At 36.7% G+C, this 23,032-nt stretch carries 18 protein-coding genes; 14 read left to right on the top strand and 4 right to left on the bottom strand.

What is annotated here, in order from left to right; all coding sequences use genetic code 11:
* Positions 1 to 59 precede the first annotated feature (59 nt).
* Entirely contained in the window at positions 60 to 1,361 is a 1,302-nt protein-coding gene (gene flxY / locus RT250_RS03095) for a flexirubin biosynthesis putative acyl-CoA ligase FlxY (RefSeq protein WP_313112021.1), read from the top strand.
* 8 nt (positions 1,362 to 1,369) lie between these two features.
* Here flxY and RT250_RS03090 read toward each other — a convergent pair whose 3' ends face one another.
* A complete protein-coding gene (locus RT250_RS03090) occupies positions 1,370 to 2,191 on the bottom strand; it encodes a universal stress protein (protein ID WP_313112019.1) in 822 nt (273 codons plus the stop codon).
* 163 nt (positions 2,192 to 2,354) lie between these two features.
* Here RT250_RS03090 and rimP point away from each other — a divergent pair, with 163 nt between their 5' ends.
* From rimP to infB, 3 genes are read left to right on the top strand one after another with little or no spacing between them, the layout of a single operon-like run.
* A complete protein-coding gene (rimP, locus tag RT250_RS03085) occupies positions 2,355 to 2,816 on the top strand; it encodes a ribosome assembly cofactor RimP (protein WP_313112018.1) in 462 nt (153 codons plus the stop codon).
* A 10-nt stretch (positions 2,817 to 2,826) separates the two neighbouring features.
* Positions 2,827 to 4,059 (top strand): transcription termination factor NusA, encoded by a 1,233-nt coding sequence (gene nusA / locus RT250_RS03080; RefSeq protein WP_313112017.1) that lies wholly within the window; start codon positions 2,827 to 2,829, stop codon positions 4,057 to 4,059.
* Between the two features lie 59 nt (positions 4,060 to 4,118).
* A complete protein-coding gene (gene infB / locus RT250_RS03075; RefSeq protein WP_313112015.1) occupies positions 4,119 to 6,977 on the top strand; it encodes a translation initiation factor IF-2 in 2,859 nt (952 codons plus the stop codon).
* A gap of 144 nt (positions 6,978 to 7,121) precedes the next feature.
* Here infB and RT250_RS03070 read toward each other — a convergent pair whose 3' ends face one another.
* Together RT250_RS03070 and RT250_RS03065 are read right to left on the bottom strand one after the other, a co-directional pair.
* Positions 7,122 to 7,835 (bottom strand): T9SS type A sorting domain-containing protein, encoded by a 714-nt coding sequence (locus tag RT250_RS03070; protein WP_313112013.1) that lies wholly within the window; start codon positions 7,833 to 7,835, stop codon positions 7,122 to 7,124.
* Positions 7,836 to 7,844: 9 nt separating this feature from the next.
* Complete coding sequence (locus tag RT250_RS03065) at positions 7,845 to 8,621, bottom strand: S8 family serine peptidase (protein WP_313112012.1); 777 nt, start codon at positions 8,619 to 8,621, stop codon at positions 7,845 to 7,847.
* A 554-nt stretch (positions 8,622 to 9,175) separates the two neighbouring features.
* Between RT250_RS03065 and RT250_RS13605 the strand changes: the two genes are divergently transcribed.
* On the top strand, positions 9,176 to 9,307 hold the full coding sequence (locus tag RT250_RS13605; RefSeq protein ID WP_353963212.1) for a DUF5916 domain-containing protein: 132 nt from the start codon (positions 9,176 to 9,178) through the stop codon (positions 9,305 to 9,307).
* A gap of 126 nt (positions 9,308 to 9,433) precedes the next feature.
* Here RT250_RS13605 and RT250_RS03060 read toward each other — a convergent pair whose 3' ends face one another.
* Positions 9,434 to 9,829 (bottom strand): SPOR domain-containing protein, encoded by a 396-nt coding sequence (locus RT250_RS03060; RefSeq protein WP_313112011.1) that lies wholly within the window; start codon positions 9,827 to 9,829, stop codon positions 9,434 to 9,436.
* A gap of 224 nt (positions 9,830 to 10,053) precedes the next feature.
* On the opposite strand from RT250_RS03060, the gene RT250_RS03055 reads away from it, so the two are divergent.
* The 9 genes from RT250_RS03055 (at position 10,054) to ruvB (ending at position 23,031) form a co-directional block, all read left to right on the top strand.
* The gene (locus RT250_RS03055; protein ID WP_313112010.1) at positions 10,054 to 11,373 is read left to right on the top strand and encodes a c-type cytochrome; all 1,320 of its coding nucleotides are present in this window, start codon (positions 10,054 to 10,056) and stop codon (positions 11,371 to 11,373) included.
* A 31-nt stretch (positions 11,374 to 11,404) separates the two neighbouring features.
* Positions 11,405 to 14,470, top strand: a complete 3,066-nt coding sequence (locus RT250_RS03050) for a TAT-variant-translocated molybdopterin oxidoreductase (protein WP_313112008.1) — start codon at positions 11,405 to 11,407, stop codon at positions 14,468 to 14,470.
* A gap of 36 nt (positions 14,471 to 14,506) precedes the next feature.
* Entirely contained in the window at positions 14,507 to 16,243 is a 1,737-nt protein-coding gene (locus RT250_RS03045) for a helix-hairpin-helix domain-containing protein (protein WP_313112007.1), read from the top strand.
* Positions 16,244 to 16,245: 2 nt separating this feature from the next.
* Entirely contained in the window at positions 16,246 to 16,782 is a 537-nt protein-coding gene (locus RT250_RS03040) for a DUF3341 domain-containing protein (protein WP_313112179.1), read from the top strand.
* Position 16,783: 1 nt separating this feature from the next.
* Positions 16,784 to 17,428, top strand: coding sequence for a c-type cytochrome (locus RT250_RS03035; protein WP_241836853.1), 645 nt, complete (start codon positions 16,784 to 16,786; stop codon positions 17,426 to 17,428).
* A gap of 39 nt (positions 17,429 to 17,467) precedes the next feature.
* Complete coding sequence (locus RT250_RS03030) at positions 17,468 to 18,838, top strand: quinol:cytochrome C oxidoreductase (RefSeq protein WP_139855617.1); 1,371 nt, start codon at positions 17,468 to 17,470, stop codon at positions 18,836 to 18,838.
* 29 nt (positions 18,839 to 18,867) lie between these two features.
* Complete coding sequence (locus tag RT250_RS03025) at positions 18,868 to 19,929, top strand: cytochrome c oxidase subunit II (RefSeq protein ID WP_313112005.1); 1,062 nt, start codon at positions 18,868 to 18,870, stop codon at positions 19,927 to 19,929.
* Between the two features lie 29 nt (positions 19,930 to 19,958).
* The gene (locus tag RT250_RS03020; protein WP_313112003.1) at positions 19,959 to 21,788 is read left to right on the top strand and encodes a cytochrome c oxidase subunit I; all 1,830 of its coding nucleotides are present in this window, start codon (positions 19,959 to 19,961) and stop codon (positions 21,786 to 21,788) included.
* A gap of 220 nt (positions 21,789 to 22,008) precedes the next feature.
* Complete coding sequence (gene ruvB, locus RT250_RS03015) at positions 22,009 to 23,031, top strand: Holliday junction branch migration DNA helicase RuvB (protein ID WP_139855568.1); 1,023 nt, start codon at positions 22,009 to 22,011, stop codon at positions 23,029 to 23,031.
* Position 23,032: the final 1 nt, after the last annotated feature.

Genomic DNA, 23,032 nt, shown 5'->3' with positions numbered 1-23,032 from the left:
AATTAAAAAGGCGTGGTGTTTAGTAAGCCTTAAAGTCTTGCTTCAAAAAAGAACAGTAAATGATTCCAGTAATAGAAAAAGCATCCAAAGAAGAAATAAAAGTTTTTCAAGAGGAGAAACTTAAAGACACACTAGAATATCTAAATGAGAAATCTCCATTTTACAAGCGCTTTTTTAGAGAAAACCATATTGACATTTCGGAAATAACGAAGCTAGAAGACCTTTATAAAATTCCTGTAACTACTAAAGATCATCTTCAGCAGAATAATGAAGATTTTATCTGTGTTTCAAGATCTGAAATCATCGATTACGTGACAACTTCAGGTACATTGGGTGACCCTGTAACTTTTGCTTTAACAGATAAAGATTTGGAAAGACTGGCGTATAATGAAGCTATATCTTTTGCTTGTTGCGGAGTTGGAAAGGAAGATACTTTACAATTAATGACCACGATGGACCGCCGTTTTATGGCAGGATTAGCGTATTTTTTGGGAGCTAGAAAGTTGGGCTCTGGCATCATTCGGGTGGGTTCTGGGATTCCTGAACTACAATGGGATTCAATTTTAAAATTTAATCCTACTTACTTAATTACAGTGCCTTCGTTTCTTTTAAAACTTATAGAATACGCCAAACAGCAAAATATAGATTTAAAAAATACAGGTGTTAAAGCAGCTATATGCATTGGTGAACCTATTCGCAATCAAGATTTTTCTTTGAATATATTGTCAAAAAAAATTAAAAAGGATTGGGATATTGAGTTGTTTTCTACATACGCTTCTACCGAAATGAGCACAGCTTTTAATGAATGTGAATACCACGTTGGCGGTCATCACCATCCAGAATTAATTATTGCTGAAATTTTAGATAAAAATAATACCCCCGTAAAAAATGGTGAAGTGGGCGAACTTACAATTACCACCTTGGGAGTTGAAGCGATGCCATTATTGCGTTTTAAAACTGGTGATATGGTTCAAGCAAATGAGGAAAAGTGCAAGTGTGGACGTAATACTATGCGCTTAGGGCCAGTTGTTGGGCGTAAAAAACAAATGATTAAATACAAGGGAACTACTTTGTATCCGCCGGCGATGTATAATATTTTAAATAACTTTTCAGAAGTTGATGGCTACGTAATTGAAGTGTTCCACAATGAATTAGGTACCGATGAAATCTTAATAAAGATTTCTTCCGATAAAATTTCCGAAGAACTTCTTTTAGATATCAAGGATCATTTTAGAGCAAAATTACGAGTAGCCCCTAAATTAGAATTTGCCTCATCACAAGAGATTCAAGCACTTAGGTTTCCACCATTAAGTAGAAAGCCTGTGGACTTGATAGATCACAGGCTTCAGAAAAATAAGTAGAATTTTTTTTATTTCTTAAATGTGATTACTGGCATATTAGCATGGTTTACCATATCCTCACTAATACTTCCATTAAAAAAGTGTGAAATACCTTTGCGTCCATGAGTGGCCATACCGATTAATTCACCATTTATAAATTTTGCGAAGTTTAGTATTCCTTTTTCTACAGAAGTGTCGTTATAGATATTTAGAGAATAATTTTCAATCGCAATACCATCTACAAATTCCTCCATTAATTTCTGGGCTTGCCCAGAAGTTTTAAAACCTGCAGGCGTGTTCACGAATAGTAAATGTAATTTTGCGTCAATTTTTTTAGCGAAATCATAAGCTTTAATTAGTGTGCCGCGAGAATTTTCAGAAAAATCAGTTGCGAAAACAAAATCTTCCACATTAAATTCCGAATGATTATTTTTAATCACTAAAACAGGAACCTCGGAAGTACGAACTACTTTTTCGGTATTACTTCCTACAAACATTTCTTTAAATCCACTTGCGCCATTAGACCCCATAACGATAAGGTCTATGTCGTAATTCTTACAAGCTTCATTGATATCCTCAAAAATTTCGTTGTGACCAATGGTCTCGTTTATTGTAATTCCCTCAAGAAAGTTGCTGTTTCTTAAGTCGTTAAAGCGTTTTTCAGTAAGTTTTATAAAGTACAACGATTCAGGAAGGCTGCCAGAATCCTTAGCAGTTGCGTATTGCATTGGAATTTCTAAAGAGTGCAACACATAAACTTCACTATTGTGTTTTTTAGCTAATTTTATAGCTACTTTAAGCGCGTTTTCAGCTTGTTCGGAAAAATCTGTGGGAACTAAAATACGTTTCATAAATAGATTTGAGATTAAATTTTTTAGCGATGATAATTTACAAAAATAAATCGGTTGGCCTTGATTTTTATAATATTAAAAAATTATAGTATATTTGCACCGATTTTGATACGAAAATATCTGAGGGGACTAAAAGTCCCCTCTTTTTATAGCTAAAAAAACGATGCGAGAAAAAGTAGCACAACTACTAGAAACTGCTTTAGCAGAAAACCAATCTCTGTTTTTGATCGACCTAAATATTACTGAAGATAACCAGATACGGGTCATTCTTGACGGCGATAAAGGCGTTACGGTTGAAGATTGTATAGCTGTTAGCCGACAAATTGAACATAATTTGGACCGTGAGGAATATGATTTTTCATTAGAAGTAATGTCATCGGGTGTTTCAGAACCTTTAACATTACCTAGGCAGTATAAAAAGAACTTAGGTAGAATGCTTAAAGTTAAAACTAAAAACGAAGAAAAAATTGAAGGCGAATTAATCGCTGCGAACGAAGAAAATTGTACCTTGAAGTGGTCTGTGCGAGAGCCTAAACCAGTTGGGAAGGGGAAAGTTACCGTTCAAAAAGAGGCAACACTGCCTTATGAAGATATTATGGAAGCAAAAGTGATGATAACATTTTAATAGAATTGATATGGAAAACTTAGCACTAATCGATTCTTTTTCAGAGTTTAAAGATGATAAGCAAATAGATAGAGTAACGCTTATGGCGATACTTGAAGACGTTTTCAGAAATGCACTGAAAAAGAAATATGGAAGTGACGATAACTTTGATATAATTGTAAACCCTGATAAAGGGGATTTGGAGATTTGGAGAAACCGTGTTGTGGTTGCAGATGGAGAGGTAGAGGATCCAAACGAGGAGATTTCTTTAAGCGAAGCACAAAAAATTGAGCCGGATTTTGAGATTGGAGAGGATGTTTCGGAAGAAGTAAAGTTAATCGACCTAGGGCGCCGTTCTATTTTAGCATTGCGTCAAAACCTTATTTCAAAAATTCACGAGCACGATAATACTATCATCTATAAGCAATTTAAAGATCTTGAAGGAGAAATTTACACTGCTGAGGTTCATCACATTCGTCACCGTGCCGTTATATTGTTGGACGATGAAGGGAATGAAGTTATTCTTCCAAAGGATAAACAAATTCCTTCAGACTTTTTTAGAAAAGGGGATAACGTACGTGGAATTATTGAAAGTGTTGATTTAAAAGGAAATAAACCGACAATTATTATGTCGCGTGCAAACCCTATTTTCCTTGAAAAATTATTCGAACAAGAAATTCCGGAAGTATTTGACGGATTAATTACTGTTAAAAAAGTAGTTCGTATTCCTGGTGAAAAAGCAAAAGTTGCTGTAGATTCATACGATGATCGTATTGACCCTGTAGGAGCTTGTGTTGGTATGAAAGGTTCAAGGATTCACGGTATTGTTCGTGAACTTGGAAACGAAAATATCGATGTTATAAATTATACAAGTAATATTAACCTTTATATTACTCGTGCATTAAGCCCAGCAAAAGTAACTTCAATTAAAATAAATGAAGATACTAAGCGAGCTGAAGTAATTCTTCGTCCTGAAGAAGTGAGTAAAGCAATTGGTCGTGGAGGGCATAATATTCGCCTTGCAGGTCAATTAACAGGTTACGAAATAGATGTACTTCGTGAAGGTGCAGAAGAAGACGTAGAGTTGCGTGAATTCTCAGATGAAATAGAAGGCTGGATCATCGAAGAATTCCATAAAATAGGTCTAGACACAGCTAAGAGTGTACTAGAGCACGATATCAAGGATTTGGTTAAACGAACCGATTTGGAAGAAGAAACTATTCTTGATGTAATTAATATATTAAAAGAAGAATTTGAAGAGTAGTTGAAACTTTGACTACTTTTATACAAATTTTTTAAAAAGAAAAACAGGAAAAAGCATTTATGGCTGGAGTAAAGAAAAAAAGACTAAGTCAGGTATTACGTGAATTTAATATCTCGTTGGATCGTGCCGTGGAATTTTTGAGCACAAAAGGTTTCGATGTGGTCGCAAGTCCAAACACTAAAATAACGGGCGATGAATACGAAGTTCTTTTTGAAGAGTTTGAAACCGACAAAAGTAAAAAAGTAGAATCCAAGGAAATTGGTGAGGAAAAGCGCAAGGAGAAAGAAGAGCTTCGATTAGCGCGTGAGCGTGAGCTTGAAGAAAAGCAAAAGAAAGAAGAAGCTTCTCGAGTAATCAAAGCTGGTGCTAAACTTGAGGGTCCTAAGCAAATAGGTAAGATTGATCTTTCTACGGGGAAACCTAAAAAAGAAGAGCCTAAAGCTGCGGAAAAGCCAGTTGAGGTGGAGCCTGCTAAAGAAGAAAAGAAGGTTGAAAAACAAGAAAAGCCTGAAGTTGAAGTTGTTGCAGAAAAACCTAAAGCCGAAAAACCAAAAGTTGAGGAAAAACCTGAGGTAGAAGAAAAGGCTGAGAAAGAAAATGTTGTAGAAGAAAAGCCAAAAACGAAACCAACTCCTCCTGCTAAGAAAGAAGAAGTAGAAAAGCCTGCTGAATCTCCTGTTTCTAAAAAAGAAACTAAAGAAGAACCGAAAGTTGAGCCTCAGGTCGAATCTAAAGAAGAAGCCAAAGAGGAGTCTTCAAAAAAAGATTCGGATACGGTAACTACAAAATACCGCAAACTAGAAGGTCCAAACTTTACAGGTCAAAAAATTGATCTTTCTCAGTTTAAAAAACCTGAAAAGAAAAAAGATTCTAAGACAGACGCTAACAAAGACAAAAAAGGTAAGCGTCGTCGTATAAGTAAGGAAGCTCCTAAAACTTCTGGAGGTGGAAACTTTAGAGATAATCGTGGAAAAGGCAGAAAGCCACGTCCTAATACTCCTAAAGAAGAGCCTAGCGAAGAAGAAGTACAAAAACAAGTGCGCGAAACTTTAGAAAAACTTCAAGGGAAGTCTTCTAAAGGGAAGGGTGCTAAGTACCGTCGTGAAAAACGAGATTTCCACCGTCAGAAAACTGAGGATGAAATGGCGCAACAAGAAGCTGAAAGTAAGCTTCTTAAGGTTACTGAGTTTGTAACTGCTAGTGAAATGGCAACTATGATGGATGTTCCTGTTACCAAAATTATCTCAGCTTGTATGAGTTTGGGTATGATGGTTACGATGAACCAACGTCTAGATGCAGAAACATTAAGTATTGTTGCCGATGAATTTGGATACGACGTTGAATTTGTAACTGCAGATATTGAAGAGTCTATAGAGCGCAACATAGATGCTCCTGAAGATTTATCTCCAAGAGCTCCAATTGTAACAGTAATGGGTCACGTTGATCACGGGAAGACGTCACTGCTAGATAACATACGTAAGGAAAATGTAATTGCAGGTGAGTCTGGAGGTATTACGCAGCATATTGGTGCGTACGCCGTAGAGCTTGATGGAGGTCAAAAACTGGCTTTCCTTGATACCCCTGGTCACGAAGCGTTTACAGCGATGCGTGCCCGTGGTGCTCAAGTAACTGATATTGCAATTATTGTTGTAGCGGCAGATGATGATATTATGCCACAAACTAAGGAGGCAATAAGCCACGCACAAGCTGCGGGTGTGCCAATAGTTTTCGCGATAAACAAAATAGATAAGCCTACTGCTAATCCAGAAAGGATTAAAGAACGACTAGCTCAAATGAACCTATTGGTTGAAGATTGGGGTGGAAAAATACAATCACACGATATTTCTGCTAAAACAGGAGTTGGTGTTAAAGAATTACTAGAAAAAGTACTGCTTGAAGCTGAGTTATTAGAGCTTAAGGCAAACCCGAACCGCCAAGCAGATGGTACTGTAGTAGAGGCATTCCTTGACAAAGGTCGTGGTTATGTTTCAACGGTTCTAGTGCAAGGAGGTACATTAAAGGTAGGAGACTACTTACTAGCTGGTCAGCATAGTGGTAAAGTTAAGGCTATGCAAGATGAACGTGGTAAAAATGTTCAGGAAGCAGGTCCGTCAACTCCAGTATCCGTACTAGGTTTAGATGGAGCGCCTCAAGCGGGTGATAAGTTTAATGTGTTTGAAGATGAACGTGAAGCAAAATCTATCGCCACTAAACGTACCCAATTACAACGTGAGCAGTCGGTAAGAACACAACGTCATATTACACTTGATGAAATTGGTAGACGTATTGCTCTTGGAGACTTTAAAGAACTTAATATTATTCTTAAGGGTGATGTTGATGGTTCTGTGGAAGCATTGACAGATTCATTCCAAAAACTATCTACTGAAGAAATTCAGGTTAATATAATCCATAAAGCTGTTGGGCCAATTACCGAAAGCGATGTGTTGTTAGCTTCTGCTTCCGATGCAATTATAATTGGATTTAACGTGCGTCCAATGGGTAATGCGCGTCAGATAGCTGATAAGGAGGAAATAGATATCCGTACATACTCTATCATTTACGATGCAATTGGCGACGTAAAGGATGCGATGGAAGGAATGCTATCTCCAGAGATGAAAGAAGAGATTACTGGTACAGCCGAAATTCGTGAAACATTCAAAATATCGAAAGTTGGAACCATTGCAGGTTGTATGGTGCTTACAGGTAAAATCTTTAGAAACTCGGGTATTCGATTGATTCGTGAAGGTGTTGTGGTTTTCACAGGTGAATTAGCTTCTTTAAAGCGTTTCAAAGACGATGTGAAAGAAGTATCTAAAGGGTACGACTGTGGTATTCAAATTAAAAACTACAACGATATTAGAGAAAACGATATTATTGAAGCTTTCCAAGAAGTAGCAGTGAAAAAGAAGTTGAAGTAACAACTAGTTTCTATAAATATTTAAAACGCTCCGAAAATTAACTTTCCGGAGCGTTTTTTTGTTTAAACTATTTCAAATCCTAAATATCCTGCAAGGTGTAATTGCGAGGCACTAAGCAATCTCCTTGTAGGTATAAGTAACAGTTTATCTTTTAAAGAACTTTTTTGTTTCAGTATTCCCTTCTTCATCTTCAATATTTAAAAAATAGATACCGCTGGAAAGGTTTGAGACGTTTATTGATGATTGACCATTAAAATGTAAATTTTGTGATTTTAGAAGTTTTCCTTCCGTTGAATAAATTTGGATTTTAAATTTGCCTATTCCATTTGAAGCCTTTATCACTAACAATTCATTAGTGGGATTCGGATATATCGTTAACCCTGCGGTTTTAAACTTAGAAACTCCTAGAGGTACACTGCCATAATATGCTTTGTATCCTTCTTGGTTAGTGAGGGTTAGTGCAAATCCACTACCGTCTGTGTCAATGGCATACTCAAAAATTCTATTTTCAAATTCAACGTTGAAGAATTGGAAGAAATATAAATCAATATAATCAATGTTTTCTTGAATTTCACAAGTAATTAAGCCGGTAATAATAAAATTTGGTATTATTATCTCGTTGTTGGAAATAGTTATCTCGTCTCCTTGAATAAGAAAATCACAAAACTCTGTTGTAAATAATAGTTCCATAACGTTCAACTCTACATCACCTACTTCGTTATTTTGCGGAACGGGGTGATTTACTCCCTCAATCTCTAGAGAATATAAGAACCATTGATTTTCAAACAATCTTATATCTTGAGCAAAGTTGGTTGAACATATAGCACACATAATAATTAATAAAAATGTCTTTTTCATGATCTATTGTTATAAAAGGTTTTTGGAATCTTGTATTTGGCCATCGCAAACCAATGCTATATTGTAAGTGCAAGTTGATTGCCAACTACAATTTATAATTTTAACACCTGGGATTTGTGGTAAAGCATATACTGCTTGATCTCCTAATCTCGGAGCTGAAACAATTGATGCGTTATGAGCCAAACTTGCTATGCCTAAACCATTGTTTGTTTTAGCCGCAATCATCCCAACAACTCCAGTACCATGTTTATCTGTGTTGGTGATAGGTTGATTTATTTCTTGAATAACAGGTATGTCAAAATGGTTCAAATCTACTTTTGTATCAGCGACACCAATCAATACATTTTCTCCTGTTGAAATAGTCCAAGCCAAAGGAGCCTTTATTAAATCTAGAGAGGTGTTTTTACCACCAAAAAGAGTGTCTGTATAATCATTTGGCACTATGGCAAAGGGCATAGGTTCATCAGCTAATTGAATATCATCTTCAATTAATTCAAGATAATCAACTTCAGTCCTATTCAATATGTCATTAATTGAGACATTATCATTAATAGTCATTAGATATACCAAATCTAAGAAAGGACTATTTAAGTTGAGAAATGGTTTTTCGAATTTATATGAGGGTTTCTGATTTATTAGATTAGCAAAGCTGCTATTATTAATGGAAAGCGTTAATGTAGAATCATTATTAAGTGTTTTCTGAATTACTCCTAAATCATGACCTTGTTTGATTTTTAAAAAATAATCTTTGGTGTTTTGTCCAATTATATAAGTATTTGAAAACATTAATACAACAACAATAAAATATAATAATTTAAGGTTGTGCGATTGTGCGGTTGTACGGTTTTAATTTCATAATTTGAGGATTATAATTAATTTCTTAAAATTATGCAAAAATCTTCAAAATTAAAATAGGTTATTCCCTGTATTATGTTGGGGGATTTTCCCTTTTTTCAGATTTGTATACTTTAACTATTTCTTAAATAATAGTTTGGCAATTGCATTATTTAAAAGTCTATTAGTAAACCAACCATCCGAATGAAACTGTCGCTCAAAAAGGTCTATATATTTCGATTTTTGTTATTGGCGTCTTGACTAGATTACAAACTACCGAGACTATTCCGCGGGAAGATATTGGTGTCCTATAAACTACTGATGCAAAAACAATTAATTTATTTACTTACCTAGAAGGAAGTTGTGCAATGGAGGCAATGACTAAATTTAAGGAGGAAGATACTGTTGGTTGGGGTAAAATAAATTGCGAGCATAGATATAATGACCAAGTATGTTTCCTAACAAAAGATTATGATATAAATGGCCTGGGTTTTTCTTGGTAGTTTATTCCAGGTAACCAACTTATATTGTTTTATCCAAATGCTATGAAAGGTTGTGTAAACGATGCTAGGATTAGCTTTCACCGTAACTTCAAAAACCTATTTAACGAACCCCAACTTAATAATATTTCATTATGAGTAAGCTAGTATTTTCGGCTATTACTGCATGATAAATTGGTTTAAAAATAAATCGATGGAAATTGAGAAGTCTAGAAAAATGGAAAAAATTTCGTTTTCTAGACTGGAGTAATTGGAAATGTAAAGTTACTTTCTTCTTTCTGGCTTTAAGATAAAAGCAGAACTAAAGCTTTGTTGTATTTTAAGCAAAGCTCTTTCCGCTTCTATACGGGTATCAAAACTTCCAGCCCATACTTTGTAGTTCGGGGTTTCGTATTCAATAGAAGCAGGCCAATTGCTAAAACTACCCTTGTATTTTCGTAGTATTTGGTTGGCTTTATCCAATTCACCGTAATAAAGCTGTATGGTGTAGCCATCTGTTAGCTTATTGTCTTTTTCAAGACTCTTTTTCAAATCTAACAATTGTGTGATTTTTGGATCCTGATTTACCTGAAGCGTTGCGCTCTGTGAATAGCTACTAGCTGATATTAAAATCAGTAAAATGCTGGCTATAAAAATCTTGTGATAAGTTGATGATTTCATATAATTATATCTTTAATGCAAATGTAAAACTTAATAACTGAGTGAAGCGCAAATTTATTATTTAGAACTAATATAAATTAATGGTTAACACTTTGTTTGCATTTCCAAAATCGACTTAATAATGTATTTTTGCTCCTTTATTTGCGGTACGGAAAGAGTAATTCTGTTAAAACTTAACCTAACTAATTCTGTGCCAAACTATCGTCAATAATTTAACCATTAGTATGAAAAAGGTGAATTTTATACATCTACGATCAAAATTGCCACTTCTATTGTTAGTGCTTACACTAACTTTTTCAACTACCTCGTATTCTCAAGATGAAGCGGAAGCTGCTTCTGAGGAAGCGCCGGCTGATGCTGGAGGTGATGTTGCTGCGGGTGAATCATTATTTAAGGCAAACTGTGCTGCCTGTCACAAGATGGACAAAAAAGCAGTTGGTCCTGCCTTAAGAGGTGTGGCCGATAAGTTTGACCGTGATTGGTTGTACAGCTGGATTCGAAATAGTTCGGCTCTTATTGCTTCAGGTGATGCAACAGCAGTGAGATTATTTGAAGAAAATAACAAAGCTGTCATGACGGCTTTCCCAGGACTTTCTGATGAGGATATCGATAACATCCTTGCGTATACAAGTCAGCCAAAAGCTGCGCCTGTCGTTGCAGAAGTTCCTGCTGGGGGTGCTGCTTCTACAGGAGGGGGTGATGGTGTTTCTAATGCTTTAGTGTTAGGTGCACTAGTTCTTGTGTTCTTGTTGTTGGTTATTCTTCTTTATATGGTATCTACTACCTTAAAGAGAATTGCTGAAGCTAATGGGGTGGTTTATGAAGAAAAAGAAAAGCGTACTCCAATCTGGAAGGCTTTTGCTGAGAATCAATTCTTGGTATTGGTTACTTCAATCTTTTTTCTACTATTTGGAAGCTACTTCGCTTATGGATACTTAATGCAAGTAGGAGTTGATCAAGGGTATGCTCCGGTTCAGCCAATTCACTATTCGCATAAAATTCACGCAGGAGACAATCAGATAGATTGTAATTTCTGTCATAGTTCAGCAAGAAAGAGTAAAACTGCAGGGATACCTTCGTTAAACGTTTGTATGAACTGTCATAAAAATATTTCTGAAGTTGCAGAAGATACTGCTACTGAAGAGTACTCAAAAGAATTTTACGATGGTGAAATCGCTAAGTTATATGACGCTGTTGGATGGGATCCAGAGCAACAAGCATATACTGGCGAAACAAAGCCTGTAAAATGGGTTCGTATTCACAATCTGCCTGATTTCGCATATTTCAACCACTCACAACACGTAACAGTAGCTGGAGTTGATTGTCAGAAGTGTCACGGTGAAGTTGAGAATATGGAGATTATGGAGCAGTTTGCACCACTTACTATGGGATGGTGTATTGATTGTCACAGAGAGACCAATGTTAACTTAGAGTCTAATGAGTACTACGCTAAGATACACGAAGAGCTTTCTAAGAAGTACGGTGTAGAAAAATTGACAATCGCCGAAATGGGTGGATTGGAGTGTGGCAAGTGTCACTATTAATAAATAAAAAAGGATAATTACAAATAGCAATATGGCATCAAACAAGAAATACTGGAAAAGTGTTGAAGAGCTGAATGAAGACAGCACTATTGTGAAGGCGCTACAAGACAATGAGTTTGTAACTGAAATACCTACGGACGAATTTCTTGGAAACAAAGAAGCTTTATCTGCTTCTTCTACCACGCGTCGTGATTTCTTAAAATATGTAGGTTTTTCTACAGCAGCTGCAACTTTAGCGGCTTGTGAAGGACCTGTAGTGAAATCTATCCCTTATGTTGTTCAGCCAGATGAAATTGTTCCGGGTGTAGCAAATTATTATGCTTCTACAATGGCGGATGGTTTCGATTTTGCCAATATATTGGTAAAAACACGCGAAGGTCGTCCTATCAAAATTGAGAAGAACGATTTAGCTAAAAATGGAGGAAGCGTAAATGCTCGTGTTCACGCATCGGTTTTATCATTATACGATAAAAACAGATTAACTGGTCCTATGGTTGGTGGATCTGAAGTGTCGTGGCCGGAGTTTGATACTGCTATTGCGCAGAAGATGAACGAAATGTCTGGGAAAGATATAGTTCTTCTTACTCAAACATTCGCGAGTCCATCTACATCTAAGTTGATTTCTGAATTTACTTCTAAGTATCCTAATGTTCGTCACGTTGTTTATGACACCGTGTCTAGTTCAGCTGCATTAGATGCTTTCCAAAATAAATACGGAACTCGCGCATTACCAGATTACGATTTTTCAAAAGCTGAAGTTATTGTTTCTGTTGGTGCAGATTTCTTAGGAGATTGGCAAGGTGGAAGCTATAGCAAAGGATATGCTCAAGGAAGAGTCCCTAAAAATGGAAAAATGTCTCGACATATCCAGTTTGAGGCTAACTTTACATTGACTGGTGCTAAAGCTGATAAACGTGTTGCTGCAACTCCATCTCAACAATTACAAATACTTAAGGCTTTAACTGGCGGAAGTACTTCTGGCCTACCAGAAAATATTGCTGATGCAGTAAATAAAGCAAAAGCGCAACTTCAGAAAGCTGGAGGAAAAGCATTATTAGTTACAGGTTTACCAGATGTAGCTTCACAAACCTTAGCTTTAGATTTTAATGCTAATAGTGAGGCGGCGGATGTTAATAAACCATTGCTTGTTAGACAAGGAAGTACTAGCGAAGTGATGAGTGTTGTTAACGGCGTTATTTCTGGAAGTATAAAAGGATTAATTACAGTAGGTGTAAACCCAGTTTATTCACTACCTAATAACAAAGAATTTGCTGAAGCTTATCAAAAGCTTGAAATGAGTCTTGCATTTAGTATGAAACTAGATGAAACGGCGTCATTGGCACAATTAGTTGCTGCAACTCCTCACTACCTAGAGTCTTGGGGTGATGCTCAAATTAAGAAAGGTACTTATAGCCTTACGCAGCCAACTATCCGTCCATTATTTAATACGCGTCAATTCCAAGATAGCCTATTGCAGTGGACAGGTAATTCTAAAAAATATTACGATTACGTTAAAGAAGTTTGGACAAGTTCTATTTTGTCTGGAGGTTCTTGGAATGAAGCGCTTCACGATGGTTTTGTTTCTAGTAATGTAGAAATGAAAATGGAAGAAGTTAAACCAGCTACTGAAGGTTCAGGTTTAATGCAGGAAAGCACATCTCATGGTGCGCTTGCAGCTTTGTCTCAAGAAGGGGGTTACGAGTTGACATTGTACACATCAACAGGTATTGGTGATGGTCAACAGGCAAACAACCCTTGGTTACAAGAGTTCCCAGATCCAATTACAAGAGCATCTTGGGATAACTACCTTACGGTTTCAGCTGCAGACGCTAAAGATTTAGGGCTTGTTAATAAGAACGTTGCAAATGGTGCCTTAAACGGTAGTTATGTAAACGTATCGGTAGGTGGTGTTGTTCTTGAAAACGTTCCTGTTATTATTCAACCTGGACAAGCTAAAGGATCTGTTGGTCTAGCTTTAGGTTATGGTAAAACGGCTGCTATCCAAGAAGAAATGCAGACAGGTATTAATGCCTACCCACTTTACCAGAACTTTTCTGATGTCCAGAAGGTGAATATTGAAAAAGCTAGCGGAATGCACGAGTTTGCTTGCGTACAGTTGCAAAGCACAATGGCTGGACGTAGTAACGATATTATAAAAGATACTACTTTAGAAATTTTTAATACTAAAGATGTAAGCGAGTGGAATGCTGTTCCAGTTGTAGATTACGATCACGCTCCGATTTCAATTCGCGATGAAAAAGCGGATATCTGGAGTCCATTCGATACTACTATCGGTACTCATTTTAACTTATCTATAGATTTAAATGCTTGTACGGGATGTGGGGCTTGTGTTATCGCTTGTCACGCTGAAAATAACGTTCCAGTAGTTGGTAAAACTGAAGTTAGAAAATTCCGTGATATGCACTGGTTGCGTATCGATAGATATTACTCTGCAGGGGAAACCTTTAAGGAAGAAGCTGAGATGTATGAAAACCTTCCTGCTTTTGATAGTTATGAAGCCGTAGAGGTGCCAAACTATGAAAACCTTGAAGTAGCATTCCAGCCTGTAATGTGTCAGCACTGTAACCACGCACCTTGTGAAACTGTTTGTCCGGTTGCGGCAACATCTCACGGGCGTCAGGGGCAAAACCATATGGCCTATAACCGTTGTGTAGGTACTCGTTACTGCGCTAACAACTGTCCTTATAAAGTTCGTCGTTTCAACTGGTTCTTATACAGTGAAAATGATGAGTTTGATTACAACATGAATAACGACCTTGGTAGAATGGTACTTAACCCAGATGTGGTAGTTCGTTCTCGTGGAGTAATGGAAAAATGTTCTTTATGTATCCAAATGACTCAGAAAACTATACTAGACGCTAAGCGTGAGGGTAGGCCAGTAAGAGATGGTGAATTTGCAACAGCATGTTCAAATGCTTGTGAAACTGGAGCTATGGTATTTGGAGATGTAAATGATGAAGAATCAGAAATACTTAAGAAGAAAAAAGATGACAGAATGTACTATCTACTTGAAAATGTTGGTACTAAACCAAACGTTTTCTATCAAATGATAGTTAAAAACACTTCTGAAGCATAATAATTTAATCAAGAACCAATTATTTAATAATTAAATATGTCGTCACACTACGAAGCACCTATAAGAGAACCACTGGTTCTGGGCGAAAAGTCCTATCAAGACATCAGTGCAGATGTAGCAGCTCCTGTACTAGGAGAAGCAAATAAATCTTGGTGGATTGTTTTTACCATAGCCCTTATTGCATTTTTATGGGGATTAGGTTGTATTATTTATACAGTTTCTACTGGAATTGGAGTTTGGGGTTTGAACAAGACCGTTGGATGGGCTTGGGATATTACTAACTTCGTTTGGTGGGTAGGTATTGGTCACGCAGGAACACTTATTTCGGCAGTACTTTTACTTTTCCGTCAAAAATGGAGAATGGCTGTAAACCGTTCTGCGGAAGCAATGACAATTTTCGCCGTTGTTCAAGCAGGTTTGTTCCCAATTATTCACATGGGTCGTCCATGGTTAGCCTATTGGGTACTTCCAATACCTAACCAATTTGGATCACTATGGGTTAACTTTAACTCACCTCTTCTTTGGGACGTATTCGCGATTTCTACCTATTTATCTATATCACTAGTGTTCTGGTGGACAGGATTACTTCCTGACTTCGCAATGATTCGTGATAAGACTAAAAGCCCTTTCCAGAAAAAGATTTACGGAATCCTGAGTTTTGGATGGAGTGGGCGTGTAAAGGACTGGCAACGTTTTGAGGAAGTTTCACTTGTGTTAGCAGGTTTAGCGACTCCACTTGTACTTTCTGTACACACCATTGTATCTTTTGACTTCGCAACTTCTGTAGTTCCTGGATGGCATAGTACTATTTACCCTCCATATTTCGTGGCAGGTGCGATTTTCTCAGGATTCGCAATGGTACAAACGCTTCTTATAATAATGAGAAAAGTTTCTAACCTAGAAAACTATATTACAATAGTTCATATTGAATATATGAACAAAGTAATTCTACTAACGGGAGGTATTGTAACAGTTGCTTATGCTACTGAGTATTTTGTGATGTGGTATTCTGGTGTTCCTTATGAGGATTACACTTACCTTTCATACGGTGCTGCAACAGGACCTTACTGGTGGGCATTCTGGGCATTGATTATCTGTAACTTTGTTGTTCCAATGACCTTATGGGTTAAGAAATTGAGAAGAAATATTATTTGGACATTTATTGTTGCATTAGTGATTAACATCGGAATGTGGTTTGAGCGTTTCAACATTATCGTTGTAAACATTACAAAAGATAGGTTGACCTCTTCATGGACAATGTTTCAACCAACATTTGTTGATATAGGAACGTTCGTAGGAACTATTGGTTTCTTCTTTGTTTTATTCCTTCTATATGCTCGTACCTTCCCTGTAATTGCACAAGCAGAGGTGAAAACAATATTGAAATCTTCAGGTGAAAAATTCAAGAATTTACGTGCGAAACACGGGAATGATGTTAGTCACGTAAGGGCACTTGATGGTGGACCGGTAGTTGAAAAGCCTGTAGCTTCACAAAATGTTGTGTCTGATAAAGCAAAAGTAGACTCATTACTTTCAACAATAGGAACTTTTAATCCTGATGTAGAAGAACAAGATGACTTGAAGCTGATAAATGGTGTAGGACCGGTAATGGAGCAAAAGCTGCATCAGATTGGTATCTTTACTTTTGATCAGGTAAGTAGAATGACTGACCGTGAATACGACTTATTAGATGAGATTGTTAGTGAATTCCCTGGAAGAGCCAAACGTGATGATTGGGCTGGACAGGCGCTAATCCTAAAAAACAACAAATAATTATGGCTGCGAAGAAAATACACGCTATTTACACGGATGACGACCTGTTATTGCAGGCTGTAAATCAAACCCGTGCGGCAAAATACCATATTTCTGAAATATTTACTCCTTTTCCAGTACACGGATTAGACCATGCATTAGGTCTAGCTCCAACGCGACTTGCAATCACCTCTTTCCTTTATGGATTATTTGGTTTAACAGTTGCTGTGCTGATGATGAATTATATGATGATTCAAGATTGGCCTCAAAATATTGGTGGAAAACCAAGTTTTACTTTCTACCAAAACATGCCTACTTTCATTCCAATTATGTTTGAGTTGACTGTATTTTTCGCTGGTCACTTAATGGTAATTACATTTTATATGAGAAGTAAGCTTTGGCCTTTTAGAAAAGCAGAAAATCCAGATCCACGTACTACTGATGCCCATTTCTTAATGGAAGTAGATGTAGACAATCACGATGTTGAAACGCTTTCTAAATTCTTGTATGACACAGGTGCATCAGAGATTAGTTTAATTGAAAATGAGCAGGACCACTAGTATGAAAACATTAAAAAACATAGCAATCGCAATTTGTGCCTCTGTAGTTTTGACTTCTTGTTTTAATGACAAAAAGCCAAATTATCAGTACTTCCCGAATATGTATGAGTCGGTAGGTTACGAAACCTATGGAGAGTATGAAATTTTCCCAGGGCAACAATCAGCAATGATGCCAGTAGAAAATACTGTTCCTCGTGGTTTTGTTCCTTATGAATATGAAAACAGTACAGAAGGTTTAAATTTAGCTAAAGCTGAACTTGATAATCCTTATAAGGTTACTGAAGAAAACTTAAAAGTTGGAGCAGACTTATTCAATATATATTGTGCAGTTTGCCATGGTGATAAAGGAGATGGAAAAGGAATCTTAGCAACTCGTGAAAAGTTTTTAGGTATTCCAAGTTTTGCTGATGCAGGACGTACAATTGTACCAGGAGGAATTTATCACGTACAGACTTATGGATTGAATGCAATGGGTTCATATGCTTCGCAAACAACTGAAAAAGAACGTTGGCAAATAGCAATGCATGTAATGGACTTAAAAGCATCCTTAAAAGGTGAACCTGGTGTTCTTGAAACAGTGCAAGCTGAAAAAGAATTAACGGAGTCTCTTACCTCAGTTACAGATGACAACTCTACTCAAAAGTAGAACGTAATTAATGATTTATTAAAGAGAATGGCTAAAGATATGTATACGCTACCAAGTAAATTAAAACTGTTTTCTATTGTTCTAATGGTCCTAGGGCTTGCAGGAATAATCTTTGGGTTTATGACTACTCCCAAGACCATTGATGATGTTAAAAAGATTTTAGCAGAACAAGAGGCTCACCATGGCGAAAACCATGCAGTAGATCATAAAGAAGATACTGCTAACTTCATTGATATTGCAAGAGGTGAAGAAGGGTACTCAGGAGCTGCAATGGAGCACGCAACCGATTTAAGTGCTGAAGGTCACGGAGCTTCATCACATGAAGAACACGTACTACACCAATTACAAACAAGACCTTGGTCTGCTACATTCGTAGCTGCATTCTTCTTTATGATGATTGCTTTAGGTGTACTTGTGTTTTACGCAATTCAATTTGCATCTCAAGCAGGATGGTCTCCAGTACTATATAGAGTAATGGAAGGAATAACATCTTATTTATTACCAGGGTCAATTATTGTTTTTGTTCTTGTAATTTTTGCAGGAGAACATTTCTATCCTTGGCAAAATGCTGATTTAGTAGCAGAGGATAAAATTTTACAAGGAAAGTCGGGATACCTTAACTTCCCATTCTTTGTTATCCGTGCTGCAATCTATCTTTTAGGATGGAATATTTACCGTTACTACTCAAGAAAAAACTCTTTAGCACAAGCTGAAGCAAATAACTTCGATCACTATAGAAAGAACTTTAAGGCATCAGTATTCTTCCTTATCTTCTTCTTATTAACTGAAGCTACAATGGCTTGGGATTGGTTTATGTCGATGACTCCACACTGGTATAGTACATTGTTTGCATGGTATGTATTCGCAACTATGTTTGTTTCTTCAATCACTGTGATTGCTTTAGTAACAATTCACTTAAAGAGCAAAGGGCTATTGTCTTTTGTAAGTGATAGACACTTACACGACTTAGCTAAGTATATGTTTGCTTTTAGTATTTTCTGGACTTACCTATGGTTTAGCCAGTTTATGCTAATCTGGTACTCAAATATTCCAGAAGAGGTAACTTACTTTATTATACGAATTCAGGAATATCAAGGATTGTTTTTTGGAATGCTAATACTTAATTTTGTATTCCCAATGCTTGTGTTAATGAATAGCGATTTCAAAAAAGTTCCATGGTTTGTTGTTATAGCAGCAGTATTCATCTTGGTAGGTCACTATATAGATGTCTTCCTATTAGTTATGCCATCAACAGTTGGACACAACTGGGGCTTTGGAATACCTGAAATAGCTGCATTGTTATTCTTTGCAGGGCTTTTCATTTTGGTTGTTGGAAATGGACTTGGAAAAGTATCTCTTAGACCTAAGAACGACCCATTTATTAAAGAAAGTGAAAACTACCATTTTTAATCATTTAGTTTAAAAGAAGAAATTTAAAGATGACCGCATTTTTAGTAATTTTAGTAATTCTCCTTTTTGGAATCTCTGTTTGGCAAATAAGCAGGATATTTCGATTGGCTCAGATTAAATCGACAACTCATTCTGATATTGCCTCGGATGAAGACAATAACCACCAAGGTTATTTAATGTTAGCATTTTTAGCCTTTATCTATATCTTAACTATTGTTTCATTTTGGTTATGGTATGATACCTTGTTACCAAAGTCTGCATCAGAACACGGTGAGCAAATTGACAACTTAATGTTGATTTCAATGATTGTTATTTTTGCGGCTGGTATTCTAACTCAATGGTTGTTACACTACTTTGCATTTGTTTACAGAGGTAACAAAACGAAAAGAGCAACTTTCTATGCCGATAACGATAAATTAGAATTTATCTGGACTATTATTCCTGTAATTGTTCTTGCCGGTCTTATTATTTATGGTCTTTTCACTTGGACAGATATCATGAATGTTGATAAGGATGATGATCCACTGGTTATAGAACTATATGCTCAACAGTTTAACTGGAAAGCGCGTTACGGTGGTAATGATAACACCCTAGGTGAGGCTAACGTTCGTTTAATAGAAGGTGTAAACCTTTTAGGTGTGGATCCTGCTGACCCTAACGGTCAAGACGATAAAGTTGTAACTGAAGTTCACTTACCAGTCGGTAGAAAAGTATTATTCAAGATACGTTCTCAGGATGTATTACACTCTGCTTACATGCCACACTTTAGAGCGCAAATGAACTGTGTTCCTGGTATGATTACTCAATTTGCATTTACCCCTACAGTTACAACTGAGGAAATGCGTCAAGAAGATCATATTATAAACAAGGTTCAAAACATTAATGAAATTAGAGCCGAGAAGAGTAAAGAGCTTCAAGCTGCTGGTGAAGAACCTCTAGACCCTTATGAATTTGATTATATGATTCTTTGTAATAAGATTTGTGGTATTAGCCACTATAATATGCAAATGAAGATTGTAGTTGAATCTGAAGAAGAATATAATGCTTGGTTGGCAGAACAGCCTACCTTGGCAGAACAACTTAGCAAATAATATTAATAGAAAATTTAGCTTAAAAAGATATGTCAGCACACGCACAGGCTCACGCAATAGAAGATCATCACGAAGATCATGGGCATCATCATAAAGAAACATTTGTAACTAAATATATCTTTAGCCAAGATCATAAAATGATCTCTAAGCAATACCTAATTACAGGTTTGTTTATGGGGACTATTGGTATTCTAATGTCATTATTGTTTAGAATACAACTAGCATGGCCAGACCAAAGTTTTACGATTTTTGAAATGTTACTAGGGAAATGGGCTCCAGATGGAGTTATGGATCCTAGTGTTTACCTTGCATTAGTTACGATTCACGGTACTATCATGGTATTCTTCGTACTTACGGCTGGATTGAGTGGTACTTTTAGTAACCTATTAATTCCTTTACAAATTGGTGCAAGAGATATGGCCTCAGGATTCCTAAACATGGTTTCTTATTGGTTGTTCTTTATTTCTAGTGCTATAATGGTTTTCTCATTATTTGTTGAAGCAGGGCCGGCATCAGCAGGTTGGACAATTTATCCTCCACTTAGTGCTTTGCCTCAATCTATTCCAGGTTCTGGAGCAGGTATGACATTATGGTTGATTTCTATTGCAATATTTATTGCATCGTCATTGTTAGGTTCGCTTAACTATATCGTTACAACATTAAATATGCGTACTAAAGGAATGTCCATGACGCGTCTTCCTTTAACAATTTGGGCATTCTTTGTAACTGCTATTATTGGTATAGTTGCCTTCCCAGTATTATTTTCAGCTGCTTTAATGCTTATCATGGATAGAAGCTTTGGTACTTCTTTCTTCTTATCAGATATTTATATTGCGGGTGAAGTATTGCATCACCAAGGAGGTTCACCAGTGTTGTTTGAACACTTATTCTGGTTCCTTGGACACCCTGAAGTATATATTGTAATTCTACCTGCAATGGGTATTGTATCTGAAATTATGGCTACAAATGCTCGTAAGCCAATTTTCGGTTACCGTGCCATGGTTGCGTCTATCCTTGCAATTGCATTCCTTTCAACAATTGTATGGGGTCACCATATGTTCGTTTCAGGGATGAATCCATTCTTAGGTTCTGTGTTTACTTTTACCACATTACTTATTGCAATTCCATCTGCTGTAAAAGCATTTAACTGGATTACAACTTTATGGAAAGGTAACTTACAGATGAACGTAGCTATGCTATGGAGTATCGGTTTTGTTTCTACTTTCATTACAGGTGGTCTTACTGGTATTATCGTTGGAGATAGTGCATTAGATATTAACGTTCACGATACTTATTTCGTTGTAGCTCACTTCCACTTAGTGATGGGTATTTCAGCGCTTTATGGACTTCTTGCTGGGGTTTACCACTGGTTCCCTAAAATGTTTGAAGGACGTATGATGAATAAAAAATTAGGATACATCCACTTCTGGGTAACAGCAATTGGAGCTTACGGGATTTTCTTCCCAATGCACTTTGTTGGTTTAGCAGGTCTACCCCGTAGATACTACAACAACACAAGTTTCCCATATTTTGATGACTTACATGATATTAATGTTGTTATGACGCTATTTGCAATTATGACGATTGCAGTACAAGTAGTATTCCTTTACAACTTCTTCCACTCTATGTTCTACGGAAAGATAGGTCCAAAAAACCCTTGGAATTCTACAACATTAGAATGGACAGCCGAACAAAAACACATCCATGGAAACTGGGCTGGTCCAATACCACATGTGTACCGTTGGGCTTACGATTATAGTAAACTTAATAAAGACGAAACAGATTACGTAATTGCTGGTCAAGATTATGTTCCTCAAAACGTACCATTACAGGACAATGAGGATGAATTAGAACACTAATTAATCTCTGTTTAACGCAAAATATTAGTAGTAACACGTATTTCCTAGTAGTTTAAACCATGTTATCTTTGAATAGATAATAATGAGTAGGAAGTGAGGAGACTACAAGTTATTTGACAAGCCGTGCTTTTTAGCACGGCTTGTTGTTTTTTCTGCTTTTTCTTATTTCTACAGTTATTACAATTACACTTCCTATCTGCCGATTCCTTATATTTGTTTTATGAATGAAAACCTTGATCCCACCGGCGAAAATTTATCCCCACAGGAATTGGATATTGAGAAACAACTACGTCCATTAAGCTTTGAAGACTTTACAGGACAAGATCAAGCACTGGAAAATCTTCAAATCTTTGTGCAAGCTGCAAATCAAAGAGGTGAAGCTTTAGATCATACGCTATTTCACGGGCCTCCAGGATTAGGTAAAACAACATTAGCACACATTCTTGCAAATGAGCTCGACGTTAATATTAGAGTAACTTCTGGTCCTGTATTAGACAAACCGGGTGACCTTGCTGGATTACTCACCAATTTGGATGAACGGGATGTACTTTTTATTGACGAGATACATCGTTTAAGCCCCATTGTTGAAGAATATCTTTATTCAGCAATGGAGGACTATAAGATTGATATAATGATTGAATCTGGGCCTAATGCGCGCTCGGTTCAAATTAATTTAAATCCCTTTACGCTAGTAGGTGCAACAACCCGTTCAGGTTTACTTACAGCGCCTATGCGTGCACGTTTTGGAATTTCTTCAAGGCTCCAATACTATTCTACCGAATTGTTAACTACAATAATACAGCGTAGTGCAAGTATTTTAAATGTGCCTATCGCTATGGAAGCTGCTATAGAAATAGCAGGACGCAGCCGTGGTACACCTCGTATTGCAAATGCTCTTTTACGTAGAATTAGAGATTTTGCTCAGATAAAAGGAAATGGAAAAATTGATATTGAAATAGCAAGGTTTGGGTTAAACGCCTTGAATGTAGATGCCTTTGGTTTAGATGAAATGGACAATAAAATTCTTTCTACAATAATCGAAAAGTTTAAAGGCGGACCTGTTGGAATTACTACTATTGCAACCGCTGTTTCCGAAAGTCCTGAAACTATAGAAGAAGTATACGAACCTTTCTTAATTCAACAAGGGTTTATTATGAGAACTCCAAGGGGAAGGGAAGTTACTGAGGCGGCTTATAAGCATCTTGGCAAGAATAGAGGTTCAACTCAAAGTGAATTGTTTTAAT

This window comes from Aequorivita sediminis (assembly GCF_032080575.2).
Lineage (GTDB): Bacteria > Bacteroidota > Bacteroidia > Flavobacteriales > Flavobacteriaceae > Aequorivita > Aequorivita sediminis.
This window is presented reverse-complemented; position numbering and strand designations above follow the sequence as displayed.